This window comes from Natronospirillum sp. (assembly GCF_022565775.1).
Classification (GTDB): Bacteria; Pseudomonadota; Gammaproteobacteria; order Pseudomonadales; family Natronospirillaceae; genus Natronospirillum.
Map to the genome: position 1 here is coordinate 1 of NZ_JAIUMC010000082.1, position 14,084 is coordinate 14,084.

General features: G+C 59.0%; 12 protein-coding genes. 4 read left to right on the forward strand and 8 right to left on the reverse strand.

Annotation, left to right across the window (positions count from 1 at the left end):
- The 5 genes from LAT62_RS12990 to LAT62_RS13010 all read right to left on the reverse strand — a co-directional run.
- Positions 1-2,407: hypothetical protein (locus tag LAT62_RS12990; RefSeq protein WP_293384604.1), on the reverse strand; the 2,407-nt coding region annotated here is incomplete at its 3' end.
- Positions 2,407-3,681: a FecR domain-containing protein gene (locus tag LAT62_RS12995; protein WP_293384606.1), complete on the reverse strand. Its 1,275-nt coding sequence runs from the start codon at positions 3,679-3,681 to the stop codon at positions 2,407-2,409. The genes LAT62_RS12990 and LAT62_RS12995, both read right to left, overlap by 1 nt.
- Positions 3,675-5,786, reverse strand: coding sequence for a hypothetical protein (locus tag LAT62_RS13000; RefSeq protein ID WP_293384608.1), 2,112 nt, complete (start codon positions 5,784-5,786; stop codon positions 3,675-3,677). The genes LAT62_RS12995 and LAT62_RS13000 overlap by 7 nt, the downstream gene beginning before the upstream one ends.
- Positions 5,787-5,977: 191 nt before the next feature.
- Complete coding sequence (cueR, locus tag LAT62_RS13005) at positions 5,978-6,376, reverse strand: Cu(I)-responsive transcriptional regulator (protein WP_293384610.1); 399 nt, start codon at positions 6,374-6,376, stop codon at positions 5,978-5,980.
- 5 nt (positions 6,377-6,381) lie between these two features.
- Complete coding sequence (locus LAT62_RS13010; protein ID WP_293384612.1) at positions 6,382-6,588, reverse strand: putative motility protein; 207 nt, start codon at positions 6,586-6,588, stop codon at positions 6,382-6,384.
- Between the two features lie 119 nt (positions 6,589-6,707).
- On the opposite strand from LAT62_RS13010, the gene LAT62_RS13015 reads away from it, so the two are divergent.
- The gene (locus tag LAT62_RS13015) at positions 6,708-7,595 is read left to right on the forward strand and encodes an acyltransferase (RefSeq protein ID WP_293384614.1); all 888 of its coding nucleotides are present in this window, start codon (positions 6,708-6,710) and stop codon (positions 7,593-7,595) included.
- A 30-nt stretch (positions 7,596-7,625) separates the two neighbouring features.
- Here the strand turns inward: LAT62_RS13015 and LAT62_RS13020 are convergent, their stop codons facing one another.
- The 3 genes from LAT62_RS13020 to LAT62_RS13030 form a co-directional block, all read right to left on the reverse strand.
- Complete coding sequence (locus tag LAT62_RS13020; protein ID WP_293384616.1) at positions 7,626-8,354, reverse strand: thioredoxin domain-containing protein; 729 nt, start codon at positions 8,352-8,354, stop codon at positions 7,626-7,628.
- Positions 8,355-8,468: 114 nt separating this feature from the next.
- The gene (locus LAT62_RS13025; protein ID WP_293384618.1) at positions 8,469-10,370 is read right to left on the reverse strand and encodes a TIGR03545 family protein; all 1,902 of its coding nucleotides are present in this window, start codon (positions 10,368-10,370) and stop codon (positions 8,469-8,471) included.
- Position 10,371: 1 nt separating this feature from the next.
- Positions 10,372-10,893, reverse strand: a complete 522-nt coding sequence (locus LAT62_RS13030) for a TIGR03546 family protein (RefSeq protein ID WP_293384620.1) — start codon at positions 10,891-10,893, stop codon at positions 10,372-10,374.
- A 207-nt stretch (positions 10,894-11,100) separates the two neighbouring features.
- On the opposite strand from LAT62_RS13030, the gene LAT62_RS13035 reads away from it, so the two are divergent.
- The 3 genes from LAT62_RS13035 to LAT62_RS13045 all read left to right on the forward strand — a co-directional run.
- Entirely contained in the window at positions 11,101-12,096 is a 996-nt protein-coding gene (locus LAT62_RS13035) for an extracellular solute-binding protein (protein WP_293384622.1), read from the forward strand.
- Between the two features lie 113 nt (positions 12,097-12,209).
- Positions 12,210-13,826: an iron ABC transporter permease gene (locus tag LAT62_RS13040; protein ID WP_293384625.1), complete on the forward strand. Its 1,617-nt coding sequence runs from the start codon at positions 12,210-12,212 to the stop codon at positions 13,824-13,826.
- Positions 13,823-14,084 (forward strand): ATP-binding cassette domain-containing protein (locus LAT62_RS13045; protein WP_293384628.1); only part of this gene is annotated, 262 nt, incomplete at its 3' end. The genes LAT62_RS13040 and LAT62_RS13045, both read left to right, overlap by 4 nt.

A 14,084-nucleotide genomic window follows, 5' to 3' on the forward strand; every position in this document is an offset into this window, starting at 1 on the left:
GACTGCGACCATCCGGAGCAGCACCCTGCTGCACCACCATATCTCTGGCCCGGTCGCCGACCGAAGCACCGAATGGAATGCTGGCCGACTGATTGTCACTGCTGTCCGGCAGACCGACTTCATTCAGCCGATACAGGTACTGGGAGGTGAAATCCGTCATGACCAGATGGACCCGGTCGTCATGCAGCACCATGGCTTCAGGCATCGACTCTCCGGACTCATCCACCACGGCGGCGGCGCCCTGATCGCCCCAGGTCAGATCAGGCTGGCCATCAGGGGTAAAGCGCAGCACCTCCAGCGTGACCGGGTTGCCGAATTCCTGCACACCGGCCAGCACGTACAACCGACCGTTGTCATCGAATTCAAGTTGTCCCGGGCCCGGGCCAAAACCGCCGGCAGAGCGGTCGGTCAACTCAATCACGTCACCGCCCAGTGCATTGCCGCCCAGCGTTTGATTGACAGGGTCCAGAGGCACCAAAGTGAGCGGCGGTGACCCCTCTATACCTGAAAAGAGGGCCACCATGTCGCCGCTGTCCGAACGGACAACATCCAACAGTCCATTGTTGTCGAAATCCTCGATCAGCCAAACGCCATCATCGCCATAGTCGGGGTCCGGCAGACCTGCACCGGGCCCTTGTGTTGGAACCCGATAAACCTCCACACCGCCCGCCCCTTCATCAGCGAACAGATACAGCTCATCGTCCGCCCCGAATTGAAGGGCAATGGCCATTGGAAATTCGGTACTGTAAGACTGATCTGCCCCGCCAAAGTCCTCCGACAACGCGGGCCCGGACTCAGTGACGTCGACAGCGAGAATCAAACCGCCGACGCTGCTGAGCGCCCCCAGGTATAGGACCTCGTCATCCGGCGAAAAGACACCGGTACCCGTGAAGAAGTCCAGGTTCATCCCGAAGAATGGCAGTAGTGACTGGAGCTGCTCATCGTTGATCTGCTCTCCGGTGTCAGCATCCAATTCCCGGAACAGAACCTGAGTGCCACTGTCGAAGCCCCTCGCCATCAGATACAGGCGTCCGTTGTCGCCCAGCATCATATGATCCAGAACCGTGCCGTCATTGGCCTGACCGGGCTGCTGGTAAAAACCGCGGCGTTCACTGCCGGCATCGAAGCGTCGGCCGTCGAGGAAGCGATGCACCCGCCAGTCTTCTCCGGTGCTCACGGCAGCCAGCACACCCTGATCACTGCTGGCCAAACCGACCAGCGGATAGCTCACACCTTCGTTGTACTCCGACAAGCGGGTCGCCTGGCATTGGCCGCCGCCACCGGGCGGCGAATACAGCGAGGTCAGTGGCTCAAACCAGATGGCGATTTCTTCACGAACACTGTCACCGGTCACCACATCAACCCGGAACGGACCCAGGGTCTCGGTAGTGCCGCGCTGATTGTCTACGGTCACGGTAAAGCTATAGCTGCCCGGCTGCGGCTGGCTGAAAGTCGCGCTCAGGTTGTTCGCATCCAGCGACAACCCAAGGTTGGCCGGGGCATCATGCGCCAGCATTACCAGTTCTTCTGGGTTGGTCAATTCCAGGGCCCACTCTGTATCCGTGTTGGCCACCAGCAAGGCCGGAGGAATCCAGCACATCGCCGGCGCACGCAGGGCCATCGGTGACGAAAAATCGACATCAGGATTGCTGAACGCAACGGTTTCAGGATTACTCAAGGCGGCACTGCCACTGGCGTTCAATCCTTCAACCCATACAGTCAACGGAGTTGCCAGCGCTGATTCGGGCAGTGGCAAGGCGCCGGAGGTGCCAGTCACACCCAGACGTCGCCATTCACCTTCAAGGTCTGGCAGATCTCCGATACTGGCAAACTCCCCTGGCAGGGCCCTGATATTGAAATAGTCCAGTTCATTGTCTGCCGACCAGTCGACCAGAATATCACCGGCGTCATTGAGTTCCGCTGATGTCAGAGTGATACCGGGGGGTGTCCAGTCCACGGTCAAGGTGTCCACCTCGGCGATGCTGTTGCCATCATCGACCAGCAGCAGCAGCTCCAGCGTCTCCGACCCCGACAGCAGCAATTCAGTCGGGTTCAGGCCCGACACCCAGGCCTCGATTGAAGAAAAGTTGCATGGACCATCGCACAGGGTGAACACGGTATCCGTGGAAACGCCGTCCACCGCGATGTAAAGCTGCTCGATCTGCTCCGGGTGACTGGCTTCAATGCGCAGGCGCAGGTTGCCCGTAAACTGGTGACCGGACTCCGGATCCAGAAAAGCCCCGCTGGCGCCATTGTCAGCCAGTTCGCCCAAAAGCGGAGAGACTGCAACAGACAGGTCTCCGGCACTTTGGCCAGAATCGCTCCGACTGCCGGAGCCCGCAGTATCCTGACAGCCCAGCAGCAGCGCCAGACCTGTGGCCAGCAACACCGACGCAGTGCGGCTCATCACTGTTCACCCACCGTGTAGTCACCGGAGACGTTGACACTCGGGTCGGCAATCTGGTTGAGATCGAAACTGCCACTGATGCGATCAGCCCCAGGGCCGAAAAACTGGCCGCTCATCGACCCTTCTGCCGGCTGATCATTGTGGCTGGCGAAATTGAACTGGTTTTCGCCAATGACCGGACCGATCATCAGTTCATTGCCGATAATCCCACCCTCGAACAGCGCCAGCCAGCGGTCTCCATCACTGGGAGAGACCAGTTCCAGTTGCCCGCCATCAACGGTGCCTCGGGTAAAGTTGACGTCGAAACTGAGCGTTACATCGTAGTCCGTGCGCGTGCCCGCCAGGTCGATACTCATCAGGTCATTGAAGGTGGCGGTACCGGAGCGATCAGCCACCACAGAGGGTGGGGTCGGAAGATTCAGGATGGTAATGCGATCCCCTTCGGGATCAGCCGCCGGCGAGGAAATGGTAACCAGAACATCCGGGCTCAGTTGCACGGTTTCTTCGTCTTCATCGTCTTCCAACAGATCAGGACCTTCTTCCGAGTCTTCATCTTCTTCACTGCTGTCATCGTCAGTCGCTTCTTCGTCTTCGATCCCATCCTGCGCTTCGTCGTCTTCCTCGGCGAAGCCATCAGCAAAGATATCGGGGGGTTCAAGATAAAAGGTTACTGTGCCGTCACTGCTGACAGACGCGAAGGCATAATCATTTTGCGGGCCCAGTATCACTGTGGAAGGCTGATCTCCAGCCGTGACATTGACTTCGATCTCGCCGTCCCAGACGGCCATGAACAGTTCATCATCGGCCTGCACCACCTCGTAGTGGGTACCCCGGATGCCGATACTGCCAACGGCCGTGCGCAGTTCATAATCGGCATCACCGTCCTCGGGTGACAGGCGACCGGTCAGGGTGCGCAGGCCACCGGAGACCAGCTCCATAACCGCGCGACCTTCCTCTGTATCCTCATCAAACTCGTACTCGGCAATGATCAGTTCAGAGTTCGAGCGCAATGACAAAACCGAGTCGTCCACCATCCGGACCTGCGCCTGACTGCCCTCTCCGGTGACCAGCGCGTCGGCATCGAACACATCCGAGCGACGGGTCAGACTGCGCGAGTCCATGTCGATCAGGTCCAGGGCTTCAACGGCACCGCGGGCGGCAAGCGTCACGCCCACCACGGTGCGCTCGCTGGGTATGTCCTGAGCGGCAACAGGGGCAGCAGCGATGGCAGCCACCAGAGGCAACAAGAGTGGAGTGTGTTTTTGTCTTACCATGTGTGCTGATATCCGATTGCCAGTTCAGCCCCGTAATATTCATATAGGTTCTGGTTACTGAAAATATGATTATAGGACACTCTGCCGGTTACGACTGACGTTTCCGAAATCGGACGAAGCGCCAGCACTTGGGTATTCAATTCCAGATCCGTGCGCCGCTCGCCATAGATCGGATTGTCTTCCAGATAGAATCGGGTCTGCGCACCCAGCAGCCCCTGATAGACAAAATTGCCTGCCGGCTGCCAGGTCGGCTGCAGCGCACCACCTGCACCGAGGAAGTTGCTCTGTTCATTGTCCGAGACATTGGCGCTCAGAGTGGCCCGCCAATCGGTGGGTAAACCGGCGGCCTCAAATGAATCGGACAACTGGGTCTGCAGCAGCAGGGTCTGATCTTCTTCACGCGCCGTCCAGGCCAGCGAGGCCCCAAGATTGAGCGAACGGTAGAAGTCCCGCTGCTGCGCCGACACCTGAGTGGTGAGCAGGAAGCCGTCCACGGTCCAGGCTGGCAGCAACTGAAGCGCCCCGCTGCGACCATTGGTGTGTTCCAGGCCAACACTCAGCAGACCGCCATAGTTTACAGCATCAGTGAAGGTGCTCTGGCGGGTAGTGGCTCCCACCTGCAGTGTACGACGCAGACGCTGATTGAGTGGCGTGCTGCGGTTGTAGCTGGCCTGCAGTTGCAACGCAGGGGCACCTTCCGCTTGTGCACCCGAATCGGGCGTGAAGGTGAATGCAGGGCCGTCATCCGGCTCGATATCCAGCGAGCTTCTGTTCAGGCCGCTGTTGATGTTGGTGTAGTACTGCAATTCGGCGCCCAGGGTGAATGACTGGGTCTGCTGGGCGGCAAGTTTCAGGCGCTGCAGCCGCCGATCCAGTGTTTCCCAGCGAGTCTGCTGCGCCTGGGTCAGCGGTCTCTGCTCCAGGCGATCCAGTTGCCGACGGGCTGCCGAGGTGTTGCGCATCCCGATGTAGGCCTCTGCCAGCAGCAGGCGTACATCATTGTCACGCGGCAGGTTGATGGCTGCACGCTCCAATGCGAACACCGAGCGCTGATACTCTCCGACATTCATTGCCGCACGGCCGTAGAGGACATCGAACTCCGGCTCGCCTTCGAATTCATTGCGCATGCTTTCTGCCAACTGGAAGGCCTCGAGATGGCGCCGCTGACGAATCAGACTGGCCAACTGGTTCAGCCTGTCGTCTGCTTCCGGTGGTGGCTCGACCGTCTCTGGCTCGGGTGCAGACTCTTCCTCTGCCAACTCGTCAACTTCCTCTGCCATGGGCGTGCTGATCGGCATCAGCCCGGAGGTCTGCACCTGTGGCTCCGGCAGGTTTGTGCGCTCCCGGTAACGCACCGTCAAAGAGTCAGCCCACATAACGGAGCCGTCCACATCATCCCTTGGGGTGTCCCGGAACAGCCAGGGCCAGCGAGTGAAGCGAAGTTCGCGGTTTTCCTGCGGCGTTACGCCGCGCATGGCCGCCGCGTCAGGAATGGTACTTAGGGTTTCGAGATCATTGGCGGTCATCGCCTGCGCGTAGGCCAGGTCTTGCCCCAGATTGGCAAGGCCCTTTGTATTGCTGACCGTCAGCGTACCCGTATAAAGCGCTACTTCTGTACCCCGCTCTGTCGACTGCAGCAGCTCAAAGTCGGAATCAGGTGCTATCGAACGCACGCTGGCGCCTTCGCCCCGCAGCAGATAGCTATCGCCACCGTCACGTGTCAGCCACCTGGTCTGACCGGCTTCTACATTGACCACCAGCCTGTTGGCCTCGGGCTGTCCGGCCTGCCGGCGCCAGGTGTCGACATGAATACGCGTATTGGGCCCGAGGTCAAGCAGGGTGTCATCGACGAAACGAACCAGCACTCGCCCGGTGGCGCCGGTTTCTATCCGGTCTCCGGCGTACAGCAGGTCAAGGCTGGTTACGCGCTGGCTTTGTGCACCGGCGCGATCGAGGCTGACCGACCCACTGACCTGAGCGAACACCCCGGCGGGTTCGATTTCCTGACTGGTTGCCTGAGCAGTCGCCAGGCCCGGAAGGCTTAGCACAAGCCAGATCGAGGCCCAGAGCCTGAAGTCGAAAGCGGCCTTCAGCGTTTTAGCCAAGGCAGGCGCGGGCATCCCGAAAACAAACGGCATTCTGAAATTCCCTGATCCTGGTGGCGAGATTGCCAAGTGGTATAAGACGAGAATAATCGTAAAATATTGTAAACGCCAGTGGTCAAATCCTGACAACGAGGGTGCAACAAAGCCCGGCTAGCTGCTATGCAGAATCAGTTTTACAGGCTTGGTGAGTATCAGGGAGTGTCGTGCTGCTCCTCGAGGCCATGCAGGATGGCACAGTCTGCAGAATCATTGCCCGGGCAGCGGGCCACCAGTTGCTCCAGTGTTTTTCGCATGCCGCGCAATTCGTCAATGTGTTGATCAATGGTCAGCAGGCGCTGCGTGGCCACCTGTTTAACATCCGCACTGGCCCGCTCTGGGTCATCATGCAGCGCCAGCAGACTGCGGCATTCATCAATGCTGAAGCCGATGTCTCGCGCCCGACGCAGAAAGGATAGCGCCTGCACATGACGAGCAGAATAGTCACGATAGCCGTTGCCCAACCTGGGACTGCTCAGCAGACCAATGGATTCGTAATAGCGGATGGTTTTCTCGGGCAGGCCAGACTTGCGGGCTGCTTCACCGATACGCATAAGGGTCAGGCGCGCACGCTGACATTCTGGCCAAGCGCCGAAAGATCAGCAGACTCATCCAGAGGCGTCACACTCTCGATCAGTTGCAAAGCCAGGTCTTCCTGCCCGTCGATGGCCATGCGCGCGACACGCAAAGACGCCTCCTCCCGGGCCTCGGCAGTGGCACGCTGGCTGGCATAGGCGCCAACCGATGTGATGGAGCTGATGTCCATGGGATCACCTCTAAGCGCTTCAGACTATGATCAACAGTATGGTCGACCCGGCCGCGGAGTCAAATCGATCAGGCGTTTTGCTATACTGCTGCAACCTGAAACAGGAGGACGGCGAAAGAATGAAGGCACTGTTCACCGGGGTATTGACCGGCAGTCTGTTGTTACTCAACACGGTGGTGGGCATTGTGCCCATGATGCTGATTGCAATCATCAAGTTGGTGGTGCCGATAAAACCCTTTCGGCGCCGCTGTTCGCTGATTGTCGTCTGGATTGCGGAGATCTGGGCCGAAGCGGCGAAGCAGATGTTCAACCGTCTGACCCGCATTGACTGGCAGGTTGACCCGCTGCCGGAGCTCGGACGCCATCAATCCTACCTGCTGATCAGTAACCATCAGAGCTGGGTTGATATTCCAGCGCTGGTGCATGTATTCAATCGAAAGGTGCCGTTTTACCGCTTTTTTCTGAAAAAACAGCTGATCTGGGTGCCCCTGCTCGGACTCGCTTTCTGGGCACTCGAGTTTCCTTTCATGCGCCGGTATTCAAAAGAAGTGCTGGAGAGAAAACCGCATCTCAAAGGCAAGGACCTGGAAGCCACAAGGCTGGCCTGCGAGCGTTTCCGAGACATGCCGGTGACATTGATCAATTACCCTGAAGGCACGCGTTTCCGGAAATACAAGCACGAGCAGCAGCAATCACCCTACCGAAATCTGCTCAGGCCCAAAGCCGGGGGCATGGCCTTCGTATTGAATTCCATGGGTGATCAGATCGATCATATTCTGGATGTCACTATCCACTATCCCGACGGTGTACCCTCTTTCATTGACCTTCTGTGCGGCCGCATCCGCACCGTCACGATCAATGTGCAGAAAATACCGGTGAAGACGGAATGGCGTACTATGGATTATCAGAACGACGAGGCCTATCGGGCTCGCTTTCAACAGTGGGTGTCAGAATTGTGGCAAACCAAGGACGACCACTTGGAACGACTCAATCAGGCCTCAGCTTGACAGATCGGGGGCTTGCACCCCCGAAAGCCTTTAACCCGCAACCTGCTGCTGAAACTGTTCAAAACGATTCTGCAGATCCGGCAGGGGCACAGCGCCCGGTATCCGCGTCACCTGTCCAGTTGGATTGTGCCGGATAAAGATCCCCGGCGTCCCCGTCACACCGCTGTCCTGACCCTCTTCCTGCATGGCCTCGACTCTGGCCTGCATTTCAATGTCGTTCAAGCAGGCTTCGGCATCCGCCTCTGCCATGCCCGACTCCATCATCAAATCGAGTACAGACTGGTCAGGCATACCGCGTCCGCCGGAACGGGTTGTCTCGTAATAGCGGTCGTTGAAAGCCCAGTAGGCCTCTGAGCCCTGATCGTGTCCAACACACTCGGCGCCCACAGCAGCCTGCAGCGCCTGGGGGTTGTGATTGGGCAGCGGGAAGTGCCGATGAACCCAATTCACTTCTTCGTTGTTGCGCGTAAACGAGACGGCCGTGTCGTGGAATCTCTTGCAGAAAGGGCATTCGAAATCCGAATACTCGATCATGGAAAACTCGGCATCTTCTGCTCCACGGATAAAGTCATCCTCCACGCTGGCCGGACGCAGCCGACTGGCGGCCGCATCCTGCTGCTGACGCTGGGCATCACGCTGGGCCTGCTGCTGTTGCTCGATAAAGGCCTCCACTCCGGCCACAATGGTGTCCTGAATCTGGTCTTCCGTCAGACCCAGCTCCTGCAGCCGCAGTTCCAGTGTTTCATCGACCGCCTGCATGGTCGGCGCCGACGGGCTCTGAGCGGCCCTAAAGCCGCCCACGGCGCTCGCCAGTAATAATGCCGCCACAACTCCAATCACCAAAAATCTGTTCACAAATCACCTCTGTTCTGATTAAAAACCCAGGCCACCGCCACCACGCAGTGCATCCCGAGCCCTGTTTTCCAACTCTTCGCGTGCCCGACGCTCTGCTTCCTGAGCTTCCTGGCGAGCCCGCTCTTCGGCCGCACGACGCTCCTCATCGGCACGACGTTCTATCGTCCGTCGTTCTTCGGTCAGTTGGCGTTCAAAAGACGCCAGTGTTTCCACGACCTCTGTTTCCAGATCATTGCGCTTCTGTTCCCACTCTCGGCGCTGATCCTCAAGGCGGGCAAGTTCAGCACGCACCGGCGCTTCCAGCTCTTCACGACGCTGCTCCAGCTCAGCTCGCAGTTCCCCTTCCCATTCGGCGAACTGGGCCCCCACGATATCGCGCAGAGCACTGGCCAGTTGATTGTCCAGGTCGGATGACCAACTGGTTCTCGGGACCACTGACGAACCGCTCAGTTCCGTCTGCACGGCAAACCGATTGACACCTTCCAAAGCCTGACGCAGTACATTACCGGAGCGCCACTCTGCGGGCATACCGAACCGTGCATCGCCAAACTGCCAGTTCATGCCGCCCGACCAGCCATTGCGCCAGGTCGCATTGACGCGCAGATCGGTATTGGCAGAGCGCAGGCCAATCGGCAGGTCATCATCGTCTATTTGCCAGCCCGACACCCGCCAGCGATCAACATCGAAACGCACATCCAACTGATTGTCCACCCGTCGGTCCCAGACCAGATCCAGCGCCGCCGCTTCTGCGGCATCCAGTCGTGTAGACCTGGCCTCAAGGGTTGCCGGCCGGTCGATCAACGCATGGTCTGAAGACAGGTCGACGATGCGTCCGCTCCAGTCACCGCCAGCGGTCTGAGCCGAAATTCTCGCCTCGCGCAGCCAGAACCGGGGAATCGGATTATCTTCCGGAAACAGGACGAAATAGCCCTGCACACCCGTTGGTACAGATTCTCGCTCCCGGCGTCTGTCCTGCAGGCGCTGAATCCAGGGGGTGGCGGTGGCATACCAGCGCTGACCATCCTCGATCCAGCCGGCCCATTGCTCACCGAGCAGCAGGCCCGCCAGCGCAACCTGACCATCGGATGAAAGATTGTAGGTCGACAGAATCGCATTGACGTCGGCCCCCGGCCCGCCGACCAGGGCCTGCAATGCGCCACGGATGTCCTGCTCGCCGGACTCCACACTGTCGATAAACCGATCAATGGCCATCCTGTCGCGGGCCACCGCAGAGGTCAGGTCGGTCACTTCCGTGCGCACCTGCTGGATAGCTTCCAGGCTGCGCAACTCCTGATTCTGCAGGCGCTGCAGACGCTCCCGGTGCTCTTCCAGTGTGCGGTCATCCGGCAATGCCTCACTGCGCGTTTGCACGTCAGATACTGCGCTGTCCCGGGCAGCTCGGGCAGCCTGAGCGCGGGCTTCGGTTTCCAGCGGGCCATGCCGTTCCAGGGCATCTCTGGGAGATGGCAAGTCAACAGTGTCCACCACGCGCTCGGTCACCGAGGGACCGTCTCGCTCCGGGCGAGGCGCACGCGTCACCACGCGACCCAGTGAAGAGCGCTCAGTCTGGAACTGCAGTTCATCCACTGCCAGTGACTCGATCAATACCTTGCCCGTCAGCAGGGCCAGGAAATCCAGCTGCAGCGCCACCTGCCCGATATCGAGCGCATTGTGTGTCGGCTGATTGGGATCAGTGAACTCGAGTTGCTCCGCCACCAGTCCGAAAGGCTGCCAGGCGACATCGACCGAGCCGACATCAACCTGCGCGCCCTGAATTCGGGTCAGGTTGGACTGCAACAGAGAGCGGGCGATGGCATCCGCAAAAAGGTAGCCACCTACCCAGAGGCCTCCCACAATCACCACAAAGGGAATCAGGCCAGCCCAGCGGAAGAGGCGCAAAAAGCCAGTGGCTTTGCTCATTTCAGAACCCCCTCCAGACATTGACGAAACGCCCATACAAGGTATTGGCCTTGTTGGCGCGCAACAGATGATACTTCTGCAGTATGGGCACGACATGCAGGCGCAGCGGCGGGATGGCCGCTTTGGCACCAAAGGCCACCGGTACCAGCAACAGAAGCCCGATCACCCAGCTGCCCAGCATCAATGTATGATGGAAGTGCAGCAATTGCAGCGCGCGCGACTGGTACAGCGCCGTCCAGGTATCCTGCCAACCCGGATGGGTCAGCCACCATTCGCCAAGCGCATGTGAACCATGATCCAGGCCCAGTGACAGGATGCCGAACAGCGCCCAACCCGCCATTGCACTGGCAAAGTTGACACGCAGCACCATCAATAGCAGCAGTATGACAAAACTGTGAATCCAGAAAGGGGTTACCCCCAGCAGCATCCCCAGTGCAAAACCCCAGGCAATTTGCCAGGGTCCTGCTTCTGATGCGATGGCTTTCAGTAACTTGGCTACCGGACCGAGAAAGGGTCCAAACATGTGTGTATCTCCGTGAGCGACATAAAGACTCCCTGTCGCGGAGTATAGCCTTCACCATGGCTGCCGGGCTACGGTTTCAACACATTCTCCAAATCCAATCAAATCGTTATTGCAATAGTAATCATTCTCATTTATATTGCCCTTCGTACTCAGCCACTGGCTGGTTTAACAATGAATCCAATCAACTCAATGAAGCAGGGAGTTTTCATGTACAAGCAAGTAATGGCAACGGCAATTGTTGCTGCTGGTCTTTGGAGCGGTGTCGCTGCCGCCGCTGATCTGACACTTTACTCCGGTCGCGGTGAATCCTTCGTTCGGCCCATCGTGCAGCAGTTCGAGCGGGATTCAGGGCTGAGCGTCGATGTGCGCTATGGTGGTACATCGGAACTGGCGGTACTGCTGCAGGAAGAAGGTAGCCGCACGCCTGCAGATCTGTTCTGGGGGCAGGATGCCGGCGCCATGGGTGCACTCGCTCGGGCCGGCCTGCTGGCACAATTGCCCGAAGGGATTTATGAAAACCTCCCGGACATCTACACCAGCCGCACTGGTGAGTGGGTAGCGACCAGTGGTCGTGCCCGCGTGCTGGCCTACTCCCCCGAGCGGTCTCCCGAAGCGGAACACCCGGAATCAGTATTCGATCTGGTCAATGAAGAGTTTCGCGGTCGGGTCAGCGTAGCACCCACCAATGGTAGCTTTCAGGCCTTTGTCACCGCCATGCGGGTCGAATACGGTGATGAGCGGACCCTGGAATGGCTGGAAGGTCTGCGTGCCAACGACGCTCAGGTGTATCGCAACAATACCACCCAGGTGATTGCCATTGCCGAGGGCGAAGTCGATTACGCCATGGTCAACAACTACTACCTGCCGCGCTTCACCGGTGACAATCCGGATTACCCGGTGCGTCAGAAGTTCTTACAGCCCGGTGATATCGGCAATATGGTCAATGTGGCCGGCATCGCCATGCTCGATGCGAGTGACAATTCAGATGCAGCTATCCAGTTCATCGAATACCTGCTGACCCAGTCTGCCCAGCAGTACTTCACCTCGGTGGTCAATGAGTACTCGGTGCGCAGTGATGTCATCAGCAACCCGGATCTGACTGATCTGTCAGAGGTGCTGGACAATGCCCCGGTGATCGATCTTGATGATCTGGCCGACCTGGACGGCACGCTGGATCTGCTACGCGAAGCCGGTTGGCTCTGATTCTCAGGTTCCAACGGTATCGACTGCGGCGCCCTGCCGCAGTCGATTGATTCAGCTCAGTTTTATCGCGGTTTCAGCTTGATTCAAAGCTGAAACTCATTATCATTCCCACTTTGTTTTACCTTCACCAGGTGATTGATCTGACCGCTGCTGCAACCAACCACGCCCGACTGGTGCGGCGCCGAGTGCCGCCTTATGTGCTGTGGCCCTCCGTACTGGTCATCGTGCTGATGGCACTCCCCCTGTTTTACATGTTCCTGCGCGCCTTTCAGGCCGACTGGGAGACCGTCCAGCGGCTGGTGTTCCGGCCGCGAAATCTGGATCTGATGATCAACACCCTGCGTCTGATGTTTGGGGTCACCGCCCTGTGCACGGTGATTGCCCTGCCCCTGGCCTGGCTGGTAGCAAAAACCGATCTGCCGGGTCGTCGCTGGGTCACCTTGCTGGCGGTGATGCCGCTGGCCGTGCCCGGCTATGTCATGGCCTATGCCCTGCTGAGTGTCGGGGGCTTTCATGGTGTCTCGGCCCAATGGTTTGATATTCGCCTGCCCCGTATTCAGGGCTACTGGGGTGCGACCATAGCGCTGGCTCTGTACACGTTTCCTTATCTGTTCCTGAATCTGCGTGCCGCACTGTATGGGCTGGACGCCAACCTTGAAGAGAGTGCTGCCAGCCTGGGCTATTCCCGTTGGCAGATTTTGCGCAGCGTCACGCTGCCGCACCTGTTGCCCGCCCTGCTGGCCGGCTGGCTGGTTATACTGCTGTACACCCTGGGTGATTTCGGTGCCATCGCGCTGATGCGCTATGAAGTTTTCAGTTATGCCATCTACACGCAATACTCCGGCGCCACCGATCGCATCTATGCGGCCTGGCTGTCACTGATGCTGCTCTCCCTGGCACTCTGCTTTGTCGCCATCGAGGCCTTGGTAGTGCACAAGAAAAAGTACGCCCGCACCGGCTCAGGCGCGGCAAGACAGGCGCCGCTGTTCCGCCTGGGGCTTTGGGCCATTCCCGCCTGGTTGTTTGTCATTGCCGTTGCACTGGTCTCTCTGGGTTTGCCCGCGACGATCCTGACCTATTGGTTGCTGCTGTCCCCACCCGACATCAGCTTCTTCATGGATGTACCGGTCACCTTCCTCAAGTCCGCCTCTGCTGCCATACCAGCCGCAGTGATCGCAGCACTGCTGGCCATTCCGGTGGCTTATCTGTCGGTGCGCTACCCATCCCGACTCTCGGCGGCCGTGGAACGAGCGGCCTATATCGGCTACTCGATACCGCCGCTGACGCTCGGCCTGGCCCTGGTGTTTTTTGCCCTGCACAGTGCCCAGTTCCTGTATCAGACGCTGCCCCTGTTGATACTGGGTTGGATCATGGCGACGCTGGCGCTGGCCATCGGCCCGATCCGCTCGTCGCTGCTGCAGACCCGACCCAATCTTGAAGAGTCCGCTCAGTCTCTCGGCCACAGCCCCCTGTCCACCTTTGTCCGCGTGGTCATGCCGCGCCTGCGGCGCGGTGTGGTTACCGGTGTGGTGCTGGTATTCGTCTTTCTGATGAAGGAACTGCCGATCACCTTCATGCTTGCCCCAACGGGCTACGACACGCTGGCGGTCACGGTATTCACCCGCACCAGCGAAGGCATGTACGCGGAAGCAGCCCCGTTTGCGGCGGCGATTGTGGTATTTTCCAGCCTGACGGTGGCTCTGATGCTGAGCAATGAGGGCAAACGATGAATTCATTCCCGAAGCAGGACCGTGAGCCGCAGGCACAGGGTCGTGCCGGCAGCATGACTGACGACAGCAAGCGAGGACCCATGCAACACGATGTCGACTCAACGCCTTTGCTGCGCCTGCAGCATCTGAGCAAGCGCTATCGCCAGGCAGACCCGAATGCTGTCAGTGATCTGAGCCTGGATCTGTACCAGGGTGAAATTCTCGCCTTGCTGGGCCCCAGCGGCTGCGGCAAGACCACCACCCTGCGCATGATTGCCG